Here is a 23,176-nt window from a genome sequence, read left to right as displayed (position 1 = left end):
TTGTCAAACCTCAACGTTTCTTTAGGGCCACCCCGACCCCCGGGCGATCGCGACTATGATCTAACCGCAAACCCCAGGAGATTGCCCCATGTCAGCTCTGCTCAACTCAATCCAGCGCCTTGGTCTGGCCCTTTGCCTGATCGGCCTGGCCCTGATGGCCTGCCCTGCCGCCGCGATCGCCCTCACCACCCAGACTGAGCTGATCGACAACAGCGGCAACGCGATCGGCACCGTGGAGGTCGAGCAGGGGCACAAAGGGGTGCTGATCACCCTCAAGGCCCGCGGCCTGCCCCCCGGCTACCACGGCATGCACTTCCACGCCGTGGGCGACTGCTCGGATCTGGCGGCGTTCAAATCGGCGGGGGGCCACGTCAATCCCTTCGATACGCCCCACGGGTTTCGCAACCCCGACGGTCCCCATGAGGGCAACCTGCCCAACCTGGTGGTGGCCGCCGATGGCACGGTGGAGGTGGAGCTATACAGCGACCTGGTGGCACTCGATGCCGGAGCGGCCAAACTGCTCGATGACGATGGCACCGCCCTGATCATCCACACCGACAAAGACGACCACTATTCGCAGCCCATTGGCGGCTCCGGCGGGCGGATTGCCTGTGCGGTAATCCAGTAATTGATGAATAGATTTGGATAGTGCAGCAGTCAGTTGGTAGGGGCATTGTACTGCAATGCCCTTACGCCGAACATGTCCTTTTCCCACAAATGCACGCAGCCTCAGCCCTAATCACGGGCTGAGGCTGCGCTTCTCAGGCACACGTCTTTCTCAGGCACACGTCTAACGTTCTAGAAGCTCCTGGCAGCGCTGGTCGCCTGGACGGCCTTGAGGTCGTAGCGATCGAGGTTCATCACCTTGTCCCAGGCGGCGACAAAGTCCCGCACAAACTTCGGCTGCGAGTCTGAGGCCCCGTAGACTTCCGCCAGGGCGCGGAGCTGGGAGTTGGAGCCAAAGATCAGGTCCACGCGGGTGGCGGTCCATTTTTTGGCGCCGGTTTTGCGATCGCTGCCCTCGAACTCATACTCCTCCTCAGAGGTCGCCTTCCAGGTGGTGCCCAGATCCAGCAGGTTGACGAAGAAGTCGTTGGTCAGCGTTTCGGGGCGATCGGTGAAGACGCCGTGCTGGTAGCCGCCAAAGTTCGCCCCCAGCACTCGCAGGCCGCCCACCAGTGCCGTCATCTGCGGAGCCGACAGCGACAGCAGCTGGGCCCGATCGATCAGCAGCTCTTCGAGCGACTCGGTATGTCTGCCGCTGGTGTAGTTGCGGAACCCATCGGCGGTGGGCTCCAGGGGTGCGAAGGACTCCACATCGGTTTTGTCCTGGGTGGCGTCGGTGCGGCCTGGGGTGAAGGGCACTGTCACATCGTGGCCCGCGTTCTTCGCCGCCTGCTCAATCCCGGCACAGCCGCCCAGCACGATCAGGTCGGCCATGGACACCCGCTTGCCGCCCGACTGGGAATTGTTGAACTCCTGCTGAATGCCCTCCAGGGTTTGCAGCACCGTGGCCAGCTGATCGGGCTGGTTGACCTCCCAGTTTTTCTGCGGTTCCAGGCGAATGCGGGCTCCGTTCGCGCCACCGCGCATGTCGGAGCAGCGGAAGGTGGAGGCCGAGGCCCAGGCGGTCGACACCAGCTGCGAAACCGACAGCCCTGATTCCAGAATCTTGGCCTTCAGAGATGCAATATCCTGCTCGTCAATCAGCTCGTGATCGACAGCGGGAATCGGGTCTTGCCACAGGAACTCTTCCTGGGGAACCTCGGGGCCAAGGTAGCGCGATCGCGGCCCCATGTCGCGGTGGGTGAGCTTAAACCAGGCCTTGGCAAACTGCTCGGCGAACTCGTCGGGGTTGTCGCGGTAGCGCTGGGCGATTTTGTTGTAGACGGGGTCCATCTTCATCGACATATCCGCCGTAGTCATCATCGGGGCGTGCCGCTTCGACGGATCGTGGGCGTCGGGGACGGTGCCAGCCCCGGCGTCGCCCTTGGGCTTCCACTGCCACGCGCCCGCCGGGCTCTTGGTCAGCTCCCAGTCGTACTTAAACAGGGTTTCGAGGTAGCTGTTGTCCCACTGGGTGGGGGTGGGGGTCCAGGCTCCTTCGATGCCGCTGGTGATCGCATCGACGCCAACCCCGGTGTTGAATTTGCTCTTCCAGCCCAGGCCCTGATCGACGATGGTGGCGCCCCCCGGCTCAGGCCCCACGTGGGCCGCATCGCCTGCCCCGTGGCACTTGCCAAAGGTGTGTCCACCCGCCGTTAGCGCGACGGTTTCCTCGTCGTTCATCGCCATTCGAGCAAAGGTCTCGCGAATGTCGCGCCCTGAGCCCAGGGGGTCAGGTTCGCCGTCTGGTCCTTCCGGGTTGACGTAGATCAGGCCCATCTGCACGGCGGCAAGGGGGTTCAGCAGCACGCGATCGCCCTCGTAGCGCTGATTGCCGAGCCATTCTTTTTCGTTGCCCCAGTAGATATCCACCTCGGGCTCCCACACATCCACACGCCCGCCCGCAAACCCGAGGGTCTTAAAGCCCATCGACTCCAGGGCGCAGTTGCCCGCAAAGATCATCAGGTCGGCCCAGGAGATCTTGTTGCCGTATTTTTGTTTGACGGGCCACAGCAACATGCGCGCCTTGTCGAGGTTGGCGTTGTCAGGCCAGCTGTTGAGCGGCTCAAACCGCTGGCTCCCCGAGCCCGCCCCGCCGCGACCGTCGCCAATCCGGTAGGTGCCCGCACTGTGCCACGCCATCCGAATGAATAACGGCCCATAGTGGCCGTAGTCGGCGGGCCACCAGTCCTGGGAGGTGGTCATCAGCTCATAGATGTCTGCCCTCAGGGCGGCCAAATCCAGGCTCTGGAACGCCTCCGCGTAGTTAAATGACTCGTCCATGGGGTTGGCCTTGGCGGAGTGCTGGTGGAGCATGTTGAGATTTAGCGCATCCGGCCACCAGTCGCGGTTGGCTGTCCCCATCCGAGTTTGAGGTCCAGCCAGCACCGGGCATTTGCTGACACTGCTGCCCCCGTTAGAAGTTGCAGCCTGGGGCGCACTGGTGCCAACATTTTCTGCGCTGCTTGACTTCAGAACAGATGATAGGGCCCGCCAGATGTCCATTATCTTGCTACTCATGGGGAACGGGCATCTCATTTGGCTACTCGTCATAATTTGTGGTCCTATTGTGGTTAAATTTTTTCTCTACGCGACGGTTTTTGCTAAGTGGAAAGCATGGCCCGCCACATTTGCATTTGCACGGCAATCCGCTCCGGCTTCCTAGCCTTGGGATTGATATAATTCAACATAGCTTCGGCGTTAGAAACAACGGGCATCGCTTCAAAACCCTCCGGCTCGACAAACATTTTTTCAATCACGCCGTCTTTCACCAGCATGGAATAGCGCCGAGAACGGTACCCCATGCCTCGCTCAGACAGGTTTACCAGCATCCCCATCGCGCGGGTGAAACTGCCCGCTACGTCAGGAATAAAGCTGACCTGGTCGGCACCTTCGTCTCGGGCCCAGGCCGCCAGCGAAAAGGGATCATTGACCGAAATACAAAGAATGTCATCAACGCCATTGTCCCGAAACACCTGGGCGTATTCGTTATAGCCCAACAATTGAATAGGCGAGTGGGGACAGGTAAACGCTCCTGGCACCGAAAACACCACTACAGTTTTGTGATCAAAGAGATCCGCCGTCGAGAGGTCATACTCACCCACCTCTGCAACTATTCTAAACGTCACCTGAGGAACAGAATCGCCCTCACGATTGAGCAACATTGGCCCACCTCCTTACTCGCATTTACTATTAGCTAAAACCGTCTTAACTGCGAGATTGATGAGTAGAAAACCTACCCAAATACAGTGACCCACCCTTATACCTGCTGGAATAGTTGCAGATCACCCTGCTTAAACAACCGTTACGACCGTTGTCCGAGAACGAAAACTCATAGCCCGAACTTGTAGCCCAAACTTGACTGTGGCACTGCCACTGCGGCCAGGCCAATTCGGGTTATGTCGGTAAATTTGCGAATTTACCACATTGAATAATGGGCTCAAGCCGGCTTAAGTCATACTCACTACGAGTTTGCATGTTGTCAGCTTAAAACAATCGAGCCCGGCTTGGGTAACTGCGATAAAAGTGTTTTGCAACATGTAATATCTCTACAAAAATGTATTTTCTCTACCGCTGGATATAGCCCGAAAGCCCTGAGTCAGGGCATGGTACAAAGGGCGACCAAAACGGTATCGCGGTCATTCATGTCAACAAAAGTTCCTTTTTCAACCCATTGGGGGTTGTGGCAGACAAAGGACCTATGCGGTGAATAGGAGAAGTTTAGGGGCGACGATGTCGTGAGGATTGCAGGCCTTAAGGGCTACGGTGGCGAGGGGGGGAAGACAAGGGTTATTGGGATGGTGTGGCGAGACGGGTTAAACCAGGGAAAGGTCAGCGGTTTTCAGCGGATTTGGCGGGCGTGGGCCGCCGTGATTCTGGTTCTGGTTCTATTTGCCCCCGGTACCAGGCTTAGGGCCCAGGAGGAGGCTGAACCTGGCCCCGAAGAACCAGCCCCAGCCCCAGCCCCAGCGCTATCGGCCCCGCCTGGGAACACCGTGCCCAGGCCGACTGAAGATGGGGTGTTCTTTGCCGATGTGCTGGTGCGGGGGCAGCCGGTGTTTCAGGTGGGCAGTCTGACGGGGCTGAGTGCCAGCGATCGCGCCGCCATCATCAACCGCCGTATTGCCGGACTGCTGAGCCAGGTGCAGGAGCTTGGTACCGTCACCGTGCAGCTGGATGACGATCGCCCAATTGCGCTGCTGACGGTGAATAACCGGGTGTTGATGACCGTCACCCAGCAGGATGCCGACGATTTTGGCCTCACCGTGGCAGAACTGGCCCAGCAGTGGGCCGATCGCCTCAACCAGGTGCTGGCCCAGCCCAACCTGGCCATCGATGTCTTGCAGCGGCTAGACAGCACCACGCGCCAGCTCCTGGATGACACTATTGTGCTGCTGCCGTCGCTGCTGGGGGCGATCGTGCTGGTGGGCCTGACCTGGATCGTGGCCAAGGGGGTGCGACGGTTGGGCCTGCTGTGGGCCGAGCAAACCGAGGGCGATCGCAGCACCGAGATTTTGATTGGTCGCCTGTGCTATGGCGGCGTGTGGGTGGTGGGCAGCATTGTGGCTCTGGGGGTGCTGGGCCTCGACTTTGCCGCCCTGCTGGGCACCCTGGGGCTGACCAGTGTGGCGATCGGCTTTAGCCTACGCGACGTGCTCAGCAACTACATTTCGGGGGTAATTTTGCTGGCGGCCCGCCCCTTTCGCATTAGCGACCAGGTGGTGATCGGCAACTACGAGGGCACCGTGGTGCAGATTCAGCTGCGGGCCACCACCATGCGTACCTACGACGGGCGGCTGGTGTACATCCCCAACCAGCAGGTGTTTCAAAAGAGCGTGGTCAACAATACCGACTCCCCCGTACGCCGCAGCGATGTGTTTGTGGGCATTGACTACGATGCCGATATCAACGTCGCTCGCCAGGTGATTATTGAGGCGGTTACGTCGGTTAAAGGGGTTGAATCAGAGCCACCACCGCTTATTTTGGTGCAAGACCTGGCTCCCAGCACCGTCCAGCTGGAGGTGCGGTTTTGGGTGAATTCTCGCCGTCAGTCGTTTTTGCAGGTAACCTCAGAAGCGTCTCAAGCCATTAAAGAGGGGCTACAAGCGGCGGGTATCGAAATGCCTACCGAGATCTACACGCTGAGCTTTCGCCAAGGGGCGATCGACACGATTAGCGCGATCGTCACCGAGGGAGGAGAGCAGCAAGAGCGAGGATGATGTTCATACCAAGCTCCTCTAGGCATACAAGCGGTTTTAACTATACAGTTTGAGTGGGATGAGCGAAAAAATGCAGCCAATATCGCCAAGCATGGCTTTGACTTTGCCGATGCCGATCGCATCTTCAACGCGCCACTGCTGGTTGACCCAGACGAACCGACTGATTACGGTGAAGATCGCTGGATTGGCATTGGGCTGCTAGATGGTCGCGTTATCGTTGTTGTATTCATAGAGCCAGCCGACAATACCATTCGCGTCATTTCTCTAAGAAAGGCACTCTCCCATGAACGAAGGCGCTACGAACATTACCTCCAAAACCGATTGGGCCAGAATTGACGCGATGACGGATGACGATATCGATACGTCAGATATTCCGCCTCTGGGCGAGGATTTTTTTGCCAAAGCAACACTGCGGATGCCTCGGTCTACGGTTTCTGTGGTGGCAGTGCCTGTGGATGCTGAAACCTTAGGCTGGTTTCAGGCCCAAGGAGAAGGTGCAGAACGACACATGACGGCGGCTCTGAAAATCTATGCCGAAGCCCAAAAGCAAGCAGCCACCCTGCATTCAGCATCTTGACGTTGCCCAAGACAACTTCAGATCAAACGAGCAAGGATTTAGCCCTCGGCCACAAAAACGATACGGAACAGATGAGCAATCGTGCGTAGTCTAGGGTGAGGTGACGATGCAGGCCCAACAGCGATGGCAAATGAAGGACAAGTTGCTTTGCTTAAGCAAGGGAGTGAGGTCTGGAACGCATGGAGAAAGAGAAATCCTAAAACTGAGATAGACCTTAGTAAGGCCAATCTTAGCGGAGCAAATCTTAGCTTTGCTAACCTAAGTAACGCGACGCTAAGTTACGGCAAATTGATCGGTACAGACCTTAGCAACGCCGACCTCAGAAATACTGACGTTAACAGCGCTGACCTTAGCGAATCCGACCTCAGCTACTCAAACCTCAGCTATGCTGATCTCACGGGTGCTGACTTCTTCCTCGCCCACCTCAGCTACTCAAACCTCAGCTATGCTGATCTCAGCTATGCTGACCTCTTTGACGCTAACCTCAGCTTTGCTAACCTAAGCAACGCAAACCTATATGGCTCTCAAGTACTCAATGCTAATCTCACGCAGGCAATACTCACAGGAGCCTGCATAGCTGACTGGCAAATCGGTAGCTCAACCATTCTAAAGGACATCAAATGCGATTATGTTTTTCGTACCTATGACTACAGAAAGGAAAAATTCTCAGGCCGCCTTCCTGTGGATTCTGAGAGCACGTTTGCCCCAGGTGAGTTTACTCAGCGATTTCAGATCATCGCCAGCGCCCTAGAAACTATCGACATTACCTTCACCGAAGGGATCGACTGGCAAGCCTTTTTCCAATCCTTTCAAGACCTGCGGGACAGTCGCCCCAACGAAGCCATCTCCATTCAAGGCATGGAGCGCAAGGGCGATGCCTTTATCGTGCGGTTAGAGGTCGAGGCCGAGGCCGATAAAGCTGCCATTGAGACAGAGGTAAAGCAGCGCTACGCCCACCAACTCGCAGCCCTCGAAGCCCAGTATCAAGAGCAGCTACGATTACAATCGGATGAAATAGCTCACTATCGGCAAACGCAATCCTCGCTCCTTCACATCGTGCAAACTATGGCTGAAAAAGACTCCATTTCTCAAACCTTCCATGGCCCGGTGGGCAATGTGGCAGGTACCAACCAGGGGCAAATGACCGCCTACATCAACCAAAACAATGAGGCCATCAGCCAGCTCATCGCCGCGCTGCGGGCCTCGGCTCAAACCTTTCCCCCAGAGCAAAAAGACGACGTGCTCATGGAGCTAGACGATCTGGAAGGCGATCTCAGCAAGCCCGAAAAGCAAGAGCCAAAGCGCATTGGCAAACGCCTTCAACGACTGATCGCGGCAGGGACGGCAGCCGCGACTCTGGCAGGGGGAGCCGCTACCTTTGCAGGCGATGTCAACGACTTCACCGCAAACGTGCTGGAGCTAGGAGAAAAGATCGGTTTGTCCAAAGACGCGATCCAGGGCAATCCGTAGTTTAGATAGGATTAGATTGTCTACACTTCAATTCCCATGACCCTAACCCTCAACCTACCTCCAGAGCTGGAGCAATACCTTATCCAAGAAGCCCAGCAGCAGGGACTTTCGGTTGAGGCCATGACCTTGCGCCTATTAGCAAAATCCATTGCCGTTGAGCAAAAACAATCCGAAGCGGCGGATGTGCTTCAGTCCTGGATTGATGAGGATGTTGAAGACCAGCAAGCAACGGGTCAATACCTGCTCCAGGCGCTTGATGAAGATCGACTCTCCGACCGTCAGCTATTCCCCCCAGAGCTGAAAGGAATCACTTGGTGAGCCGAGTCATCGTCTTGGATACAGGCCACATTAGCCTGATTACAAAACCTAAGTGATGTAGGGTGCATTCGCAGAGCAATGCACCATTGCTACCGATGCCGTAATCGGTGCATTTCGTCCCCCAAAGCGGATTATTTGACGATCTGCTGGGATTTTTAGGCCGCGAATGCACCCTACGATTGGCCTTTTACCCACTCTCTAACCGATCGCCGCAAAGCCAGTCGCCCCGCCGATCGCTGCGATTCAACTAGCTGCGGCAGGGCGCGAATATCCAGCGTGGGAAACACTCGGCTTTGTTCTGATGTCGCGTAGCGATCGCCCTCCAATAGATAAATCGTCAGCACACCGCTGTCATAGCACCAAATTTCTGGCACGCCTAGCCGGGCGTAGATCGGGAAGCGATCGAGGGATTTGCTAGTGAGATCGACTTCAAGAGCCAGATCGGGGGGCGGGTCGCGGTCTAGATCAAACTCCAGCTTGCCCCGCACCAGCGCCTCGTTTTGAAAGTAGAAGCAGTTGTCAGGTTCGATGCCCGCCTGCTGAGCCTCGCGTCGCCAAGTGGTGGAGCCGTAGCACTCATAATCTTGCTCTAGTACCTCGGCCACATCTTCAATAGCGGTGCTAATCGTCTGTTTAAAGTATTCGTGCTCTGGCAGGGGGGCCATGATTTCTAAAAATCCGTCGTCGTAGGCGATGCGGGTGCTGCGGTGGTTGCCTAACTCGGCAAGGATGGCCTCGAACTCAGCCCAGCTCACGTCGCGCAGCACCAGGCTCTTGCCCAGGGGTACCTCAATTTGGCGTAGCTCAAGGGTGACCATGGATGCTTTTACCAATAGAGAAAAACAAGATACTCGGCATCGCTAACATCCATTATGGCGACTGTCAGAGGGTGCGTCGCTGTGCGGATTCGCCCTACGGCTCGGCTTTGGCGATGACCGGATACAACGGCTCTTGACCGTTCAAGCGCCAGAGGCTGATGCAGAGGGCGGTGGCGATCGCAAGCCACACCAGCGACGGCAAAATTACCCACCCCGCCAGCGGCACCACCTGAAAATAGCCGAGCGTAACCACCGCCACCGAAAGCAGCGGCCCCACAATCACCATCGGCACCGCGGCCCCCAGGCGACCTTCCACCGTAAAAATCGTATTCCAGGTGTCGCCCAGGCTGAGGTGCACCACGTAGAGAATCAGCGGCCAGATCAAAAACGTTTGTCCCATTGCCGACCACACCAAGTAGGCCGACACCACCCGCAGCACGGCAATGCTCATCCACACAATGGGAAAGGCCAGCGGCGGCGGTGCCCAGCCCGGACGCTGGAGCGACTTGTAGCGTCCGCTGTTGCGCGTGTTGTCGAGCAGAGAGAAGAGGCGCGATCGCAGCGTTACAGCGGCAAAAAAGGCGCAGGCAATGGCAGTCGTTGCCCACGGAGCCAGGGCACCCAGGTTGAAGTACCCAAATGCCCCATCCATACCCCACAGTAGCGCGGTCATGGCCGCCACCTGGGCGATCGTTGCCCCCAGATAGACCAGCGTGGCTTTCTTGTCCCAGCGGGGATTGGCCAGATCGGTCTGGATGGTGGTGTCGCGGGTGGCTTCGTTGACTCCCATCACTGTATGAACGCCGCTTTTCACAAATTTCTTACTGCTCATTTGCCTAAAAGGAGTGGTTTATAAAATGGCTCGGCTTCCCTCTACCCCTGATCCTAAACCCTACCGGGCGCTGTACCGATAGAGTAAAGAAGGTCTATGGCGGGGCAAACACAATGGAAAACACAGCACAAAAGCGGGTGGTGGTGGTTGGCGCAGGCTGGGCGGGACTGGGTTCGGCCTACCACCTGGCGCGTCAGGGGTACGCCGTCACGCTGCTTGAAGCCGGAGCCTACCCCGGTGGGCTGGTAGCGGGCTGGCAAACGCCCCAGGGCCGCGCCGTCGAGGCGGGGATTCACGGGTTTTGGTACCCCTACCGCAACATTTTTGCCCTCACCGACCATCTCGGCATTCAGCCCTTTACCGAGTGGACGCGATCGGCCCAGTATTCGCCCCAGGGACTGGAGGTGGAGTCGCCGCTGTTTCAGGCCCAGCCCTACCTGCCCACGCCCCTGGGCACCTTTCTCTACACCGACTTCAAGCGGCTGCCGCTGATCGATCGCCTCTCGGCCCTGCCCCTGCTGCAAGCGCTGATCGACTTCGACAACTCCGACGAGGCCTGGCAAAAGTACGATCGCATTACCGCCCGCGAGCTGTTTCGCCAGTACGGCGTGTCTTCGCGGCTCTACCACGAGTCGTTTGAGCCGATGCTGCTGGTGGGGCTGTTTGCCCCTGGCGAACAGTGCTCAGCGGCGGCGGCACTGGGCATGCTCTACTACTTCATCCTCGCCCACCAGCCCGACTTTGACGTGCGCTGGTGCCGGGGCACGGTGGGGGCACAGATCTTTCGGCCCTGGACGGAGGCGATCGAGCGAGTTGGCGGCACAATTCTCGCCAACCACCGGGTGTCGGATGTGCGGGTAGAGAACAACCGGGTGACGGCGGTAGTTTGCGGTGATGGGGTATTTGAGGCCGATGCGGTGGTGTTTGCCGTGGGCATCAGCGGGCTGAAGAAAATTGTGGAGCAGTCGGCGGCGCTGCGCGATCGCCAGGAGTTCCGGGATATTCGCAACCTGGGGGCGATCGATGTGCTGGCGGCCCGCCTCTGGCTCGATCGCAAGGTCAACATTCCCCGCCCCTCCAACGCCTGCTTTGGCTTTCACCCCACCACCGGCTGGACGTTCTTTGACCTCAATGCCCTCCACGACGAGTACCGCGACGAACCGGGCACCGTGGTCGAGGCCGACTACTACCACGCCAACCAGCTATTGCCGCTGGATGACGACCAGGTAGTGGCCCAGGTGCAGCAAGACCTGGCCGGGTGCCTTCCCGCCTTTGGCGAGGCCAAGATTATCGACCACGCCGTAGTACGCATTCCCCAGGGGGTGACGCACTTTGCCCCCGGCAGCTACCGCTACCTGCTGCCCGCCACCACCAGCTTCGCCAATCTGTTCATGGCGGGCGACTGGATTGTGACGCGCCACGGCTCGTGGTCGCAGGAGAAGGCCTACGTGACGGGGCTAGAGGCGGCGAACCGGGTGATTGCGGCGCTGGGCCAGGGGCAGCCTGCGGAGATTTTGCCCGTGATTCCCGATGAGCCGCATATTCAGGCGCTGCGGGCCGCCAACCGCTGGGTACGGCAGGGGCTCAAGGGGTTGCCTCAGTTCTGGCTACCGTAGGGGGGGTGGGGCGATCGCCGTTATGATTGAGGCAGTACTCGCCGGGCGCAGCCTGCCATGACCGCAACGCCAGAACCCAGAGACTTTCAAAGCGAGGTGCTTGAGCGCCTAGAACGGCTTGAGCAACGGCTAGATAGCAGCGTTCAGCGCCTGGAGCAAAAGCTCGACACCGATATTCAGCGTCTGGACGAGCGCACCGACAAATGGGAAGAGCGGTTTTTGCAACTTTCAAAAGATAACCTGGCCATCTCCCGTACCGGGATCATTGCGGCGGCGACAGTGGTTATTTTTGGGAGTCTGCTGGACAAGGCCGAGATTTTAGTTGAAGGCGCAACCCGGCTATTTAGCAAATAGCGATCGCGGCGGCGTGTAAGCTACTGCCGCTGGGGATTCATTCCCCAGCCAGAGGACAGCTTGGGCGGAAAACATGTGAAGAAACATAAAGGAGATCCCATGGGACTGGGTTTACTCGTCAACGGCCAGTGGCAGCAAAAGCGCGACCAGGAAGATGAGCAGGGGCGCTTTGTGCGGCCCGAAACCGACTTTCACCAATGGACGAAGGTCGACGGCAGCAGCGACTTCAAGCCCGAGGCGGGGCGCTACCACCTCTACGTCTCCCTGGCCTGCCCCTGGGCCAACCGCACGCTGATTATGCGCGAGCTAAAGGGCCTCACCGAGGCGATTTCGATCTCGGTTGTGGACCCCTACATGGGCGACGACGGCTGGTTCTTCAGCGACTATCCCGACGCGATTCCTGACCAGGTGAACGGGGCGAAGTACCTGCGAGACCTCTACACCAAGGCCAAGCCCGACATTTCAGGCCGGGTGACGGTGCCGATTCTGTGGGACAAGCAGACCGGCACCATCGTCAACAACGAGTCGCGCGAGATCATTCGCATGCTCGACACCGAGTGGAACGACATTGCCACCACCGACGTCGACCTATATCCCAAATCGCTTCAGGCCAAAATTGACGAGGCCATCGACGCCATCTATCAGCCGATCAACAATGGTGTGTACCGGGCCGGGTTTGCCACCAAACAGGGGGCCTACGAAGAAGCGGTGAGCGAACTGTTCGACGCCCTGGACCACTGGGAGGAGGTGCTGGGCAAGCAGCGCTACCTGTGCGGCGATCGCCTCACCGAAGCCGACATCTGCATGTTCACCACCCTCTATCGTTTCGATGCGGTCTACTACGTGCACTTCAAGTGCAACCTGCGCCGCATTGTGGACTACCCCAACCTGTGGGGCTACCTGCGGGATCTGTACCAGCAGCCCGCTTTCAAAAACACCTGCAACATGGACCACATCAAGCGCCACTACTACATGAGCCACCCCGGCGTGAACCCGCACCAGATTGTGCCAATGGGGCCGGTGATTGACTTTGACGAGCCGAGCAATCGCGCCCAGCGCTTCAGCCTCACCGCTGGCAGCGCCCGCTAGGGTAGGTTCGCCTGGGGTATGCCTAAATACCCCAGGCTTTTTTCAGTCCCTGGAGGCGGTAGTAGGCGGCCTTGGGCTGGTTCTGGCGATTCAGCAGGCCGCCAAAGGGCCAGAATACGGCCTGGTCTGACAAATCCCACCAGCCGACGGTCTCGATTTCGGGCTTGCTGTAGGCCAGGGTGTAGATCTGCTCCACCCAGTCGGCCTGCACCGCCTCACTCCAGGGGGCATGCCAGAGGCCCAGGGCATCGCCCAAAATCGAATTTTCGTCGATGCCGGTGTCCGATGAGCAGCCCATTTCGGTAATGTGGACGGGCTTGCCCAGGCCGGTAAAGCGATCGAGCAGGCGATCGCACTCAAACATATCCTGGTCGGGGTAGTAGAGCTGCAATCCAATCACCTCAAACTCAATCCCCGCCGCCAGGCAAGCCTTGAGGTATTGCAGCGGGCTGCGCTGGGGCGGGCCGTGGATCGCCACATTGCGGGCCCACAGACAGCAGCTATTCACCACCCGCTGCACCGTGGGGTGGCCCTGGCGGGCGGCCTCGCAGGCCATCCGGGTGAGGTCGAGGAACTGGTCCTGGTCGTAGCCCAGTTCGTTGGCCCAGGGCACATCGTGGGCTTCGTTAATGACGTCGTAGGCGGGGAGGCGATCGCCATAGCGCCCGGTAATTTCTACAATTCGCTGGCGCAGGGCCGCCTTCACCTGGGCGTAGGGCAGGGGCCGCACCCAGTCGGGCACGCTGGCCTCGTGGAACCACACCAGGGGGTGCCCCTTGGGGCGAATACCCGATCGCTGCAACCAGTCCACCTGGGTATCGACCTCGGCGTAGTTGGGCTGGCCCCGCTCGGGCTCGAAGTAGCGCCAGTAGAAGGGCACGGTGGCAGTGGTGAAGAGGGCCTCAAAGTGGCGATCGTAGTCGGGCCCCAGGCTGGGGTGGCCAAAGGCATTGCAACCGAGCTGAAAGCCCTGGCGAGGTGGAGTGCGGGCAATGCGCTGGCCAGCCCGGCTGAGGGCAGCCTCTTCCCCGGCCCACAGGCTTTCCACCAGAGATTGGTTCCACAGGGGAATCTGGGCTTGCAGCTCGGGGGCAGCTTCGGCCTGGGTCAGGTAGACCCGGGCCCGCTCAAGGCGATCGCGCACCCGCTGGGGTATGCCGTAGCCCTGGCGCTGCCAGCGATCGCAGGCGGTGGTAACCCGGTGAATGCGATCGCGGGCAAAGGCCCCATTCAGCACCAGGGGAAAATCCCTCGGCGTGAACCCCCGCCCCCGGTTGTCGGCGTACAGCGTAATATCGCCAAAGCCCTCCACCAGCAGTTGCAGACCAATGGAGAATGGGCCCGGGGGCGGTGCGCTGGTGAGAACGCCAGCCTCTACGGTGCGATCGGGGTGGGGGATGGGTTCGTCGTTGAGGTCGAGGAAGTAGAGGCGGTTGAGCTCAAACCGGGGCAGGGGGTCACCGTTGGGCAGGTAGGCCTGCAGTACCAGGGGTGGCGGACTGGCCAAAAGCGGGCCAGAGGTACTACCCAGGCTAGCGGCGGTCAGGGCTGCGATCGGGGCGTAGCGCAGCAGGGAGCGACGGTTCATGGAGTGCTTTTTCAATCAGCCAAATACTTTGGATACGGTTGTTTTTGTCATTATGACTTGATGAGTTGGGTAGCAATGGCCGGTGTGATCAATATGAGCAGCACCGCATCTATTTTGGCTGGTCAGAACAAGGAGCTATTGGGGTTAAATTTTTGACTACCACTAGCGTGAGGGCGTTATGAGAGTGCCACCCCATCAACAAATTGACTGGGTGTCACGATGAAAATGTTTTGGATTGCCCTAAGTACAAGTAGATCTTGATCGCCCGTGATGAGGTGAGTTGCCCGAGCAGCAATCGCCGTCGCCGCAATTTTCAGATCTGCTGGATCGCGTAATTCAGGAACACTGATTGCCGTAAGTTCAGCGGTTTCGGAGACTGCTTGGACGATTGCTACAGCTTTGGCTGATGTGAGATTGCGGAGTCGCAAGCGATCGCTAAATTTTTCGCGTTCCAGAGTAATTTTCAACTCCAACAACAGCTCCTCAGACACACAGCTAGTAATTTGCTGAGTATAGGCCATGGTCAAGACTCGTCCCGGTACGCCACCCCACAGTAGACCAGACACCCAAACATTGACATCAATAACGACCCTCATTCCGCTGGCCAGAGATCGCGGCGTACATCTTTGACGATGTCACTAATAGCCTCAAGGGAGGGCTGTTCCGGGTCAAGGGGCAGTGTACCCAGGGTTTGAAAAAACTGCTCTAGCTCAAACTGACTGGGCTGCTGAGTCTCGCCACCTAGATGCCTGAGCTTACGCCCTAGCAAACGCTGCTCTTCGGCACTTAAAGCCAAAATGACTTGGGCTAGAGAATCAATCAGCTTGGTATTGATCGTGGCCATGGGTTTGTTGATCACTCTCTATAGGCTACACCACCCGATTTTCGGCTATGCAGCGGGCGTACCAGTGGTAGCTGGCCTTGGGGATGCGCTGCTGGGTGGCGTAGTCGATGTAGGTGAGGCCGAAGCGGCGATCGCGCCCGTAGGCCCACTCAAAGTTGTCCAGAAAGCTCCACAGAAAGTAGCCCCCCAGGGGGTAACCCTCCTGCGCCGCCCGGTGGGCCGATCGCAGGTACTGTTGCAGGTACTGAATCCGGTCCAGGTCCAGCACCTCGCCCGTGGGGGTCAGTGCGTCCTGGGCAGCGCAGCCGTTTTCGGTGATAAAGACCCGCAGTTCGGGGCGCTGGAGGGTATCGCTGATGTGGCGCACGCCCCAGTAGAGGCTGTCGGGCAACAGGTGCAGCCAGGGCATGTGCAGGCGCGGGTAGCCCTGGGGAAAGGGCAGCATTTCAAAGCCCCGGTTAGTCTCAGCGGCCCGTACGTAGACACCCGTGTAGACATTAAAGCCCAGGGAGTCCAGCGGCTGATGGATCAGCTCCAGGTCACCGGGCTGAATCTCCGGGGCCTGATCGCCCAGGTCCTCTAACAGTTGGGGGCTGTACTCCCCCGTCAGCGCCGGGTAGAGGATGCCGCCGTTGGTGCCCGCCAGCGGGAAAGCAGCCTGGGCAGCGGCAATGTCTGCCGGAGTATCGGTGAGGGGGACGGTGGCCAGGTAGTTGTCCACCAGGGCCACCTGGCAGGGCTGAGGCGAGTGGGCGCGAATCGCCTGGCAGCCCAGGCCGTGGGCCAGCAGGGCGTGGTGGGAGGTCTGCCAGACCTCTTTGGCGGTTTGAACGACCGTGCCGGGGGCCATTTCGGGCACCTGGCCAACGCCGTAGCCCAGGTGGGTAAAGCAAAAAATCTCGTTCAGGGTCATCCAGTGGGTGACGCGATCGCCCAGTGCCCTCACCACCACCGCCCCATAGTCGGCAAAGTCCTGCGCTATCTGCCGACTGCGCCAGGAGCCGTACTCGTCTTCTAGCGCCTGGGGGCTATCCCAGTGGAACAGGGTGGCGTGGGGGGTGATGCCAAACTCCAGCAGGGTATCCACCAGTTCACTGTAGAAGGCCAGTCCGGCCTCATTCACCGCGCCGCGCCCCTGGGGCAAAATGCGGGGCCAGGAAATGCTAAAGCGGTAGTGGCGCACCCCCAGGTCCGCCATCAGGGCAATGTCGTCGCGGTAGCGGTGCAGGTGGTCGCAGGCAACGGCCCCCGTATCCCCATGCAGCACCCGCCCCGGCGTCTGGCTAAAGGTGTCCCACACACTGGGGCCGCGCGAGTCGGCGGCCCCCTCAATTTGATAGGCGGAGGTGGCCACCCCCCACTGAAACCCCGATGGAAATGCGTAGACCATAGCCTCGTCCTACAATGTCGTCTGCCCGTGTCGTCTGCTGCACGCACCTCCACGCCAGCGGAAGATGCGTACTGGACAGCCTACACCAGGCATCTCATCGTTTGATGAAGCCCTGTCGCCGGACCACTCAACTCAAGCCGTTAGCACTGCCCTACCCCAGTAGGTTGGGTCGGGGTAGGGCATCCGGGGCTGCTACAATCGCACCCCTCGGCGGCGGGTCATCACGGCGATGTACTCGCCGCTGCGCCCGGTGGGAATGGGGGCCGACCAGGCCGCTTTGTCGCTGTAGCCCAGCGCCACCAGTTGGCCAATGGCGTCGGTGACTGCGCCGTAGTCGCCCAGCAGAATGTGCCGCAGGGTCTCCTGACGGTAGGCGGGTAGGTTGAATGGTACAGGGGAGTCATCCCCTGGGGTGGGTTCTAAAAACATACGGGTCTCCGTTTTCGCTAAAGAAAACGGGGAACTCATCCAGATCCCTCTTTTTTCTCTGGCCGTGGGGCTCAGAAATGTGGTGAAGCAAGAGACGGAACTACAATGATTCCAGTCATCTCAGCTTACTCCGGTTAAGGTGGGATGATCAGGGGATTTGAGGAGGTGCGAACTCCTCTTTTCCCCGCCCAGAATCATTCCCCGCAGTCTTAATCTGCCAGAAGTAGGCTACAAGTTCAACCGTATTGCCTGACCAATATCTAACGGACTCCTGACACCCCGCCCTCCACGGTTGAGCACATGGGTATAGATCATCGTCGTCTTCCCATCCTTGTAGCCATAAAGATTTGCTGAAGCTGTCGGCATAACACCCTACAGAAGGTCTACTATGCGGAGCAAGATCGGCATAACACCCCCAACGAGGTATTTATCAAGACAAAGATCTGTATAACACCCGATTTGGGGGAGATAGCTGGACAAAAATCTGCATAACATCCCATTTTGGGGAGATATGACGACTTTTTTCAGCATAACGCCCCCTCCTGGAGGTGATACTCAACTTAGGGTCCGCCTAATCGCCCTAAGCAGGGGTGTTATACAGAGTGCAGAGACAAAATGCAGGCTAAACACAAGTTAGCGTTCTTATTGCTTACGACTCACTGTCTATCCGCCGCCTCTCATGGCATGTTGATGAAAAAATGAAGACTCTAGAAGAGGATCCTATGATTTCATCTCTTTCTCAGACTTCTCGTACCCTTCAATAGACGATATGGGTCTTACACAACACTGTATAATTCTCATGCGGTCCTATAAAAAATTTCAATTTCTGTGAAAGCGTTATCTCTATTTTCCGGAGCAATGGGCCTTGATATTGGTTTGGAGGCTTGCGGCATTGAAATTGCCGCATGTTGTGAAGTAGATAAATGGTGTTGCGAAACCATAAGGGCCAACCGACCAAATATCAGAATCTATCAAGATTCTATTTCCAAACTCGATCCTCAGGCGGTAGCTGAGGACCTGAATCTAACTTCTTCCTTTATCGTCGTTGGTGGACCACCTTGCCAAAGCTTTTCTAGTGGTGGCAATAGAGGCGGTTTAAGCGATCCTAGAGGAAATCTTATTTTCGAGTATTTTAAGTTTGTCAAACAACTAAAACCTCAAGCTTTTATTTTTGAAAATGTAGGCAACCTGTTGACTTCTGCATTAAAGCATCGGCCAATCAACTTAAGACCTGGAAAACAGTGGAATTTAGCAAGTTATAGTAGTAATTTTAACAAGCATAGTGATGACGGAAATGCTCAGCTAGAGGAAGCTGAATTGTCAGGAAGTGCTTTTAGATATCTTTTGGATGAGCTACATTCCCTACGGTATTCACTGACTTTTGGTATTCTTAACGCAGCTGATTATGGAACACCACAAAAAAGAATTCGATTTTGCATGCTTGGTTTTAGAGATGTAGGAGCATGCGGTCTACCAAAACCTACACATGGCGAATTTGCTCCCTTACCTCACATTACTCTACGAGAAGCCATTGGTGATTTAGTCGATAATCCAGGATCACACTCTATTTATACCGATAGCGTTGCTAACTTATTCCGTAAAGTGCCACCTGGTGGAAATTGGAGAGATCTCACACTTGAAGAGCAGAAAAAGGCTCTTGGTCAATCTTTCCACTCTGGAGGTGGAAAAACGGGGTTCATGAGACGTCTATCGTGGGATTTTCCCGCACCAACTCTAACGACAAAAGCCAACCGTAAAGGAACAGCTCTATGTCATCCTGAAAAGATTCGTCCCCTGTCAGTCAAGGAATATATGAGGATTCAGGGATTTCCTGATGATTGGTTCATATCAGGCTCAATGAATCAACAGTATCAGCAAATAGGTAATGCTGTACCTGTCCTTCTTGGAAAAGCTTTAGGGGAAAAGGTATTAGATACAGTTTCGAAAGGAGAACCAAAGTATGAACCTACCAAGAACGATTTAACTGTAATGACTGAGACGTCATTACAGAAGCTCAGATCCTACGCTAAGAACAACAGAAAAAAAACAGAGTATCAACAACTGCCGTTGAACTTGACACATGGTTAAATTTTTTCCAGACACTAGCCCTGTTCATAATCTTACGCCTGTTTTTAAGAATGCAATTTTAGAAGCTCAAGATGAGTCTTTTGGGTCTGTGTTTACTAGCGCAGGAAATTACATAAGAACAGTCTTAGAACAATTAAGGATTCAAATTGAAGTTCCAGCTTTATTAGATTCGGAAGATCCCACTGAATTCTCTGATAAATCCTTTGGAGAATTTGTGGATTTTTTTACCTATTTACTTAACTCGGAGGATTATCCAACACAGGCAGTTCAGAGAACAGCAGCATCTCTCGCCGCAAGAGCAATGCTGCTGAGGGCATTTGCTGATCCGGATTCGGCAGTCAACTTTGTCCGAGATAAAATTATCACAGTTGTTGAAAGTTTTCCTCAAGAAGCGTCTGATATTGAAGTGGGTCGAAATAGGGGGGATGTATTAGATCCTTTTATTTTAGCCGCTACACAGTATTTACTTTATAAAGGTGAATTTGATGGTGCTATCTCAGCAACAGTTTCTCATAAAGCTTTAATGATTATTGGTAACCGTCCCAGGAATTTAACGAAGGCTTAGGGATTTTGGGCTAGGAGTCCCGGTAAGGTGAAGCGATGAGCGACGAGATCGAGATAGCTGGAATCCGAGTTCCGAGGGCCGACTGGGAAGCGACCCCCGCTAGCATCCAAATGTTAGTGCGGGTTCTGAGTGAGCGGCTGATGGCGTTGGAAGAGAAAGTCAATCAGAATTCACAGAATTCATCAAAACCACCGTCAACGGATGGCTTTGGCAAAGGTGTTAAAGCCAAAGGGAAAGGCAAGAAAGCCCCGCGAGAGCAGAGCGGGAAAACTGCTCCTCGCGAAGCTCGAAAACTATATCCCGCCGAAGATTGTCGAGCCGTCCATGAGGTGATTCCCCCGGCCTGCGACGCCTGTGGAGCTAGCTTATCAGGCCACGATTCTCATCCTCACCGCCATCAAGTGATAGAAGTGCCACCGGTTAAACCCGAGGTGGTGGAGTATCGATTGCATGGCCTGAGGTGCCCGTGCTGCGACACGGTAACCCGCGCCGAGCTGCCGTCGGGGGTCTCTGCCCTGGGCTATGGTGAACGACTGACGGCGATGGTGGCCTTGCTGAGTGGGGGGTACCGGCTGAGCTATCGGCAGGTGTGTGCGGTGATGGACGACCTCTTCGGGGTGCGCCTCTCTCGTGGTGGCATCGGGCGTTTGCGGCAAGAAATCAGTGACGCGGTGAGTCCGGCGGTGGAGGAGGCCAAGGCCTACGTGCAGAGCCAACCCGTGATGCATAGTGATGAAACCAGTTACCCCCAAGGCAATCGAGACGGGGGAAATCCCCAGCGCACTAAAGGCTGGCTATGGGTGCTGGTGACGCCGCTGGTGAGTTTTTTCGAGGTGGTGCTCAGTCGGTCACAGGCGACTGCTAAAGCCCTGATTGGTGAAGAGTTTTCAGGAATTGTCACCTCTGACCGCTACAGCGCCTACCGGTGGATTGAGGTGACCCGATGGCAGGTGTGCTGGGCGCATCTGAAGCGAGACTTCACCGCCATGGCAGACCGTAGCGGCGTCTCGCGTGAGATTGGCGAGGCGCTGCTGAGGCGGCAGCGGCGATTATTTCGCTGGTGGCACCGGGTGCGTGATGGCACCTTGGTACGCTCCGACTTTATCGAGTTCGTCAAACCCTTGCGGGCTGGCTTTAACAGGTCGGCCCCGACCACCAGCGCAAACCTGGCCCCCGGCCAAATTTGCCGCGCCCGCTCCAGGGTGACGACGGTGCGCCGGTGGCTGAGTTCGGGGTGCACCTGCACCCGCTGGGGCGGGGCGTCTAGCTCGTCAATCAGCAGCTCCAGCATGCGAAAGCGATCGCCCAGGTCGGTCTGGTGGGCTTTAAACGGGTTGTTGGCCGTCCACACCGCCACGTGGTCAAACTGGGTGGCCAGCCAGGCCAAAATGGCTGCGTGTCCCCGATGGGGCGGGTCGGCGCTGGTGCCAAACAGGGCAACGTGGAGCCCGGTGGCGCGATCGGTGGAACGTTCCGGTGAGGTCATGGCGGCCATCCTCAGGACTGGGACTGGGGCTGCGGGCCGCGACGGGTGCGCGCCGTCAGCTCGGCTAGGGCATCGGAGAGGGCGACGGGGTAGGCGGCGGGCTGCTCCAGAGAACCCTTCAAGGATCGCTACGAGACCTACTACCGGCAGCGCATGCTGCAGAAGTTGGGATTTGAGCAGCTAGACGCCGATCTGGCCACCGCCCTGGTCAATCAGACGATCGACCTGCTCAGTGCCGTCCAGGTGGGCTACCACGACTTCTTTTTTGCCCTCACTGAGCAGTTTTCCCCCCGCTGGCGTGAGCAGGCCGGTGACATATTTAGCACCACCCTGCAAGCCTCGGACTCGGCGGCAGCGGCCCAACTCGAACCGTGGCGGCAAATCTACCACCGCTGCTTGCAAAGCCTCAAGGCCGAGCAAATGGAGCAAGTGGCCGCATTGCTCAAGGGCACCAACCCGCAAACGGTGCTGCTGCGTCCCGAAATTGAGGCAGTCTGGGAGCCCATCACCACCGAGGACAACTGGCAGCCCTTCTACGATTTACTCGCCATCTTTACTTCCTCAATTTGAGCCCGAGCAGGAGGACTCTCTGGAGGCTCATGGTCAGCCTCTCTCTCTAGCTTAGAAAGTTCGATGAGGGACGCTTACGATTATTGAAGGGTTGATGGGACACTTACATGAAGATGTTCTAGGGCTTATGCGAGGTAATGTTAGAGTACCTGAACCAAGAGGGAAAGACCAAGAAGCATTTGATTATTCTGTTAATCCGTTCCCAGGTGCAGATCTAATTCAGCCTCCTACACAACAAGGCGAACGTCTTAGAATTCATCAAATAAAAAGTAAAACGGGCTCTGCGAAAGGTGGAGATGGAAAACGTCTAGGAGATCAACTACAGTTTTTATCAGATCACTACTCCGCTGACATTTTCTATGACGCCCTAGTAGGAAACACCCTCATTGGGCATCGTTCAAAGAGAGGTGTTGAAAAAGCAGCTCCATCTGTGCGAGTTTTAGTAGGACAAGCTGCGTTTTATCAATTGACTGGTTCAAATCATGGTGCCAGCTTGTTGTTGAGGCTTTATCAGGAAGCATTTTTATCTGCTGCACAGGTCACTGGATACTCAATTGATGTTGTAACAGAGACTATTGTCGAGCATTTCAAGCAAAAATCCCTAGAAATGGGAGAAGGTTTCTTAGAATCTATTCTTGAGACATCTACAGGGGGTTCCGTTGAAGATCAAGATAGCTATCTCTTCAATGGAAGAAAACGCTAATCGGGATAGGGAGAATCCTCACGAATCCCCCCTCCCACACCACCCATCGTGCGGCTCCGCAATGGGCGGTTCTCAACCTACCTGCTAGACGAAGTAATAGACTTCTCACCGTAACCCTGGGCGTTCATCCAAAGGTCGCGAATCGAGAGCAATCCCTCTTGTGCTAACCACTCATTGGTCATCCCCGTCTGCGTCGCTAAGGACCGCGACAACCGCCAATATCCTTTCCGGCTTAAGCCCGTCGAGAAGGCGTGTCGTCTCGGTGTCCCCAGTTTGAGCAGGTTGCCAATGCGCGTTCTCGGCCTACGCCACTGTTTCCAGTAGCACATCCGGATTCGACGCCTCAGCCACCCATCTAACTCGGGAATTGGCCCGTACAATTGGGAAATTCCAAAGTAGCCCATCCAACCCCGCAGATAGAGGCTAATCCGCTTCAGCCGATACTCCATCGACACTCGCCACCGCCGCGAGGTTAACCCCCGCAAGCGGTACTTGAGGTCCTGGAAGGCTCGCTCAGACCAAACAATGCGGATTCCCTGGAACGTAAAGAAACCTGAAACCCCGTTTACCGCTGACCGTTTACCGTTTTTCCACGCAATTAGGAGTCTCATTCC

23 protein-coding genes and 2 pseudogenes are annotated in these 23,176 nt (G+C 56.8%); 14 read left to right on the top strand and 11 right to left on the bottom strand.

Annotation, left to right across the window (positions count from 1 at the left end):
* Positions 1-88 precede the first annotated feature (88 nt).
* A complete protein-coding gene (locus NF78_RS14775) occupies positions 89-628 on the top strand; it encodes a superoxide dismutase family protein (protein ID WP_052050497.1) in 540 nt (179 codons plus the stop codon).
* A gap of 170 nt (positions 629-798) precedes the next feature.
* On the opposite strand, the gene katG is transcribed toward NF78_RS14775, so the two are convergent.
* A complete protein-coding gene (gene katG, locus NF78_RS14770) occupies positions 799-2,994 on the bottom strand; it encodes a catalase/peroxidase HPI (protein WP_035987507.1) in 2,196 nt (731 codons plus the stop codon).
* A 215-nt stretch (positions 2,995-3,209) separates the two neighbouring features.
* Positions 3,210-3,770 (bottom strand): peroxiredoxin, encoded by a 561-nt coding sequence (locus tag NF78_RS14765; protein WP_035987505.1) that lies wholly within the window; start codon positions 3,768-3,770, stop codon positions 3,210-3,212.
* Positions 3,771-4,403: 633 nt separating this feature from the next.
* Here NF78_RS14765 and NF78_RS14760 point away from each other — a divergent pair.
* The 5 genes from NF78_RS14760 to NF78_RS14745 all read left to right on the top strand — a co-directional run bounded on the left by NF78_RS14760 (position 4,404) and on the right by NF78_RS14745 (position 8,190).
* Positions 4,404-5,825: a mechanosensitive ion channel family protein gene (locus NF78_RS14760; RefSeq protein WP_081972633.1), complete on the top strand. Its 1,422-nt coding sequence runs from the start codon at positions 4,404-4,406 to the stop codon at positions 5,823-5,825.
* A 24-nt stretch (positions 5,826-5,849) separates the two neighbouring features.
* Positions 5,850-6,161, top strand: coding sequence for a BrnT family toxin (locus NF78_RS33505; RefSeq protein WP_412768531.1), 312 nt, complete (start codon positions 5,850-5,852; stop codon positions 6,159-6,161).
* Positions 6,109-6,402 (top strand): hypothetical protein, encoded by a 294-nt coding sequence (locus NF78_RS14755; RefSeq protein WP_035987504.1) that lies wholly within the window; start codon positions 6,109-6,111, stop codon positions 6,400-6,402. Before NF78_RS33505 ends, NF78_RS14755 begins: the two co-directional genes overlap by 53 nt.
* Before the next feature lie 123 nt (positions 6,403-6,525).
* Positions 6,526-7,872, top strand: a complete 1,347-nt coding sequence (locus tag NF78_RS29525) for a pentapeptide repeat-containing protein (RefSeq protein WP_072016086.1) — start codon at positions 6,526-6,528, stop codon at positions 7,870-7,872.
* 36 nt (positions 7,873-7,908) lie between these two features.
* Positions 7,909-8,190, top strand: coding sequence for a hypothetical protein (locus NF78_RS14745; protein ID WP_035987500.1), 282 nt, complete (start codon positions 7,909-7,911; stop codon positions 8,188-8,190).
* 173 nt (positions 8,191-8,363) lie between these two features.
* Here NF78_RS14745 and NF78_RS14740 read toward each other — a convergent pair whose 3' ends face one another.
* Positions 8,364-9,008, bottom strand: a complete 645-nt coding sequence (locus NF78_RS14740) for a Uma2 family endonuclease (RefSeq protein WP_035987498.1) — start codon at positions 9,006-9,008, stop codon at positions 8,364-8,366.
* A 94-nt stretch (positions 9,009-9,102) separates the two neighbouring features.
* Entirely contained in the window at positions 9,103-9,798 is a 696-nt protein-coding gene (locus NF78_RS14735; RefSeq protein WP_225885300.1) for a TspO/MBR family protein, read from the bottom strand.
* Positions 9,799-9,953: 155 nt separating this feature from the next.
* Here NF78_RS14735 and NF78_RS14730 point away from each other — a divergent pair, with 155 nt between their 5' ends.
* The 3 genes from NF78_RS14730 (at position 9,954) to NF78_RS14720 (ending at position 12,899) form a co-directional block, all read left to right on the top strand.
* Positions 9,954-11,456: an FAD-dependent oxidoreductase gene (locus NF78_RS14730; RefSeq protein WP_035987493.1), complete on the top strand. Its 1,503-nt coding sequence runs from the start codon at positions 9,954-9,956 to the stop codon at positions 11,454-11,456.
* Between the two features lie 57 nt (positions 11,457-11,513).
* Positions 11,514-11,810, top strand: coding sequence for a hypothetical protein (locus NF78_RS14725; RefSeq protein ID WP_035987491.1), 297 nt, complete (start codon positions 11,514-11,516; stop codon positions 11,808-11,810).
* Positions 11,811-11,909: 99 nt separating this feature from the next.
* A complete protein-coding gene (locus NF78_RS14720; protein WP_035987489.1) occupies positions 11,910-12,899 on the top strand; it encodes a glutathione S-transferase family protein in 990 nt (329 codons plus the stop codon).
* Positions 12,900-12,921: 22 nt separating this feature from the next.
* Here the strand turns inward: NF78_RS14720 and NF78_RS14715 are convergent, their stop codons facing one another.
* From NF78_RS14715 to NF78_RS14695, 5 genes are all read right to left on the bottom strand, one after another.
* Positions 12,922-14,487: an endo-1,4-beta-xylanase gene (locus NF78_RS14715; RefSeq protein WP_035987487.1), complete on the bottom strand. Its 1,566-nt coding sequence runs from the start codon at positions 14,485-14,487 to the stop codon at positions 12,922-12,924.
* A gap of 176 nt (positions 14,488-14,663) precedes the next feature.
* The gene (locus tag NF78_RS14710; protein ID WP_035987485.1) at positions 14,664-15,083 is read right to left on the bottom strand and encodes a putative toxin-antitoxin system toxin component, PIN family; all 420 of its coding nucleotides are present in this window, start codon (positions 15,081-15,083) and stop codon (positions 14,664-14,666) included.
* Positions 15,080-15,331: a hypothetical protein gene (locus NF78_RS14705; RefSeq protein ID WP_156119771.1), complete on the bottom strand. Its 252-nt coding sequence runs from the start codon at positions 15,329-15,331 to the stop codon at positions 15,080-15,082. Before NF78_RS14705 ends, NF78_RS14710 begins: the two co-directional genes overlap by 4 nt.
* A gap of 25 nt (positions 15,332-15,356) precedes the next feature.
* The gene (locus NF78_RS14700) at positions 15,357-16,721 is read right to left on the bottom strand and encodes a GH1 family beta-glucosidase (protein ID WP_035987480.1); all 1,365 of its coding nucleotides are present in this window, start codon (positions 16,719-16,721) and stop codon (positions 15,357-15,359) included.
* A 192-nt stretch (positions 16,722-16,913) separates the two neighbouring features.
* Positions 16,914-17,150 (bottom strand): hypothetical protein, encoded by a 237-nt coding sequence (locus NF78_RS14695; protein WP_035987478.1) that lies wholly within the window; start codon positions 17,148-17,150, stop codon positions 16,914-16,916.
* Positions 17,151-17,978: 828 nt separating this feature from the next.
* Between NF78_RS14695 and NF78_RS29520 the strand changes: the two genes are divergently transcribed.
* The 3 genes and pseudogenes from NF78_RS29520 to tnpC all read left to right on the top strand — a co-directional run.
* The gene (locus tag NF78_RS29520) at positions 17,979-19,238 is read left to right on the top strand and encodes a DNA cytosine methyltransferase (RefSeq protein WP_225885299.1); all 1,260 of its coding nucleotides are present in this window, start codon (positions 17,979-17,981) and stop codon (positions 19,236-19,238) included.
* Positions 19,231-19,803, top strand: coding sequence for a hypothetical protein (locus NF78_RS31185; protein WP_156119770.1), 573 nt, complete (start codon positions 19,231-19,233; stop codon positions 19,801-19,803). Before NF78_RS29520 ends, NF78_RS31185 begins: the two co-directional genes overlap by 8 nt.
* 35 nt (positions 19,804-19,838) lie before the next feature.
* A pseudogene (tnpC, locus tag NF78_RS33500) lies at positions 19,839-20,885 on the top strand (IS66 family transposase); the annotation flags it as partial.
* Here the strand turns inward: tnpC and NF78_RS28310 are convergent.
* Positions 20,843-21,289, bottom strand: a pseudogene (locus NF78_RS28310) (adenylyltransferase/cytidyltransferase family protein); the annotation flags it as partial. The pseudogenes tnpC and NF78_RS28310 sit on opposite strands and share 43 nt — an antisense overlap.
* 153 nt (positions 21,290-21,442) lie before the next feature.
* Here NF78_RS28310 and NF78_RS14680 point away from each other — a divergent pair.
* Together NF78_RS14680 and NF78_RS31180 are read left to right on the top strand one after the other, a co-directional pair.
* Complete coding sequence (locus NF78_RS14680) at positions 21,443-21,859, top strand: protein adenylyltransferase SelO family protein (protein ID WP_035987476.1); 417 nt, start codon at positions 21,443-21,445, stop codon at positions 21,857-21,859.
* 94 nt (positions 21,860-21,953) lie between these two features.
* Positions 21,954-22,562: a hypothetical protein gene (locus NF78_RS31180; protein ID WP_156119769.1), complete on the top strand. Its 609-nt coding sequence runs from the start codon at positions 21,954-21,956 to the stop codon at positions 22,560-22,562.
* A 77-nt stretch (positions 22,563-22,639) separates the two neighbouring features.
* On the opposite strand, the gene NF78_RS14675 is transcribed toward NF78_RS31180, so the two are convergent.
* Positions 22,640-23,173, bottom strand: a complete 534-nt coding sequence (locus NF78_RS14675) for a group II intron maturase-specific domain-containing protein (protein WP_052050490.1) — start codon at positions 23,171-23,173, stop codon at positions 22,640-22,642.
* Positions 23,174-23,176: the final 3 nt, after the last annotated feature.

Source organism: Leptolyngbya sp. KIOST-1 (assembly GCF_000763385.1).
In the GTDB taxonomy this organism is placed as follows: domain Bacteria; phylum Cyanobacteriota; class Cyanobacteriia; order Phormidesmidales; family Phormidesmidaceae; genus Nodosilinea.
The sequence above is the reverse complement of the archived record's forward strand: the minus strand, read 5'-3'. Positions and strand labels throughout refer to the sequence as shown.

Coding starts and splice junctions, on each gene's coding strand:
- NF78_RS14755 (WP_035987504.1), top strand. CDS start 6,109: ATGAACGAAGGCGCTACGAACATTACCTCCAAAACCGATTGGGCCAGA.
- NF78_RS14705 (WP_156119771.1), bottom strand. CDS start 15,331: ATGGCCACGATCAATACCAAGCTGATTGATTCTCTAGCCCAAGTCATT.
- NF78_RS14700 (WP_035987480.1), bottom strand. CDS start 16,721: ATGGTCTACGCATTTCCATCGGGGTTTCAGTGGGGGGTGGCCACCTCC.
- NF78_RS14730 (WP_035987493.1), top strand. CDS start 9,954: ATGGAAAACACAGCACAAAAGCGGGTGGTGGTGGTTGGCGCAGGCTGG.
- NF78_RS14720 (WP_035987489.1), top strand. CDS start 11,910: ATGGGACTGGGTTTACTCGTCAACGGCCAGTGGCAGCAAAAGCGCGAC.
- NF78_RS14725 (WP_035987491.1), top strand. CDS start 11,514: ATGACCGCAACGCCAGAACCCAGAGACTTTCAAAGCGAGGTGCTTGAG.
- NF78_RS14765 (WP_035987505.1), bottom strand. CDS start 3,770: ATGTTGCTCAATCGTGAGGGCGATTCTGTTCCTCAGGTGACGTTTAGA.
- NF78_RS14760 (WP_081972633.1), top strand. CDS start 4,404: ATGGTGTGGCGAGACGGGTTAAACCAGGGAAAGGTCAGCGGTTTTCAG.
- NF78_RS14710 (WP_035987485.1), bottom strand. CDS start 15,083: ATGAGGGTCGTTATTGATGTCAATGTTTGGGTGTCTGGTCTACTGTGG.
- NF78_RS14735 (WP_225885300.1), bottom strand. CDS start 9,798: ATGGGAGTCAACGAAGCCACCCGCGACACCACCATCCAGACCGATCTG.
- NF78_RS14680 (WP_035987476.1), top strand. CDS start 21,443: ATGCTGCAGAAGTTGGGATTTGAGCAGCTAGACGCCGATCTGGCCACC.
- NF78_RS31180 (WP_156119769.1), top strand. CDS start 21,954: ATGGGACACTTACATGAAGATGTTCTAGGGCTTATGCGAGGTAATGTT.
- NF78_RS14745 (WP_035987500.1), top strand. CDS start 7,909: ATGACCCTAACCCTCAACCTACCTCCAGAGCTGGAGCAATACCTTATC.
- NF78_RS14740 (WP_035987498.1), bottom strand. CDS start 9,008: ATGGTCACCCTTGAGCTACGCCAAATTGAGGTACCCCTGGGCAAGAGC.
- NF78_RS14695 (WP_035987478.1), bottom strand. CDS start 17,150: ATGTTTTTAGAACCCACCCCAGGGGATGACTCCCCTGTACCATTCAAC.
- NF78_RS31185 (WP_156119770.1), top strand. CDS start 19,231: ATGGTTAAATTTTTTCCAGACACTAGCCCTGTTCATAATCTTACGCCT.
- NF78_RS29525 (WP_072016086.1), top strand. CDS start 6,526: ATGGCAAATGAAGGACAAGTTGCTTTGCTTAAGCAAGGGAGTGAGGTC.
- NF78_RS14775 (WP_052050497.1), top strand. CDS start 89: ATGTCAGCTCTGCTCAACTCAATCCAGCGCCTTGGTCTGGCCCTTTGC.
- NF78_RS14675 (WP_052050490.1), bottom strand. CDS start 23,173: ATGAGACTCCTAATTGCGTGGAAAAACGGTAAACGGTCAGCGGTAAAC.
- NF78_RS14715 (WP_035987487.1), bottom strand. CDS start 14,487: ATGAACCGTCGCTCCCTGCTGCGCTACGCCCCGATCGCAGCCCTGACC.